This is a genomic window from Gilvimarinus gilvus, from assembly GCF_030518155.1.
Taxonomy (GTDB): Bacteria; Pseudomonadota; Gammaproteobacteria; order Pseudomonadales; family Cellvibrionaceae; genus Gilvimarinus; species Gilvimarinus gilvus.
In genome coordinates, this window is record NZ_JAULRU010000348.1 from 1 (window position 1) to 302 (window position 302).

1 tRNA gene is annotated in these 302 nt (G+C 38.1%); it reads left to right on the top strand.

The features are described 5' to 3' along the window. Window positions 1-69 (top strand) — tRNA-Ala (locus QWI17_RS06020). Window positions 70-302: the final 233 nt, after the last annotated feature.

The following is a 302-nucleotide window of genomic DNA, read 5'->3' on the forward strand; positions in this document are numbered from 1 at the left end:
ATTAGCTCAGCTGGCTAGAGCGCTTGCCTTGCACGCAAGAGGTCATCGGTTCGACTCCGATATTCTCCACGAAGCGATAAACGAAGTTCGAACTTCGAAATTCGTTTAAAGCAGAAGAGTTCATTGACATTATTGAAAAAAAACATACAATCAAAACAGATTTAGAGATAAATCAAAGTTTATATAAGGTATACAATTAATCAAGAAAACGAGTAAGATTAACATAACCGCTCAATAATATGACGGTTAAATCGAGAAAAAAGTTACAAAGGGCGTACGGCGGATGCCTAGGCTTTGAGAGG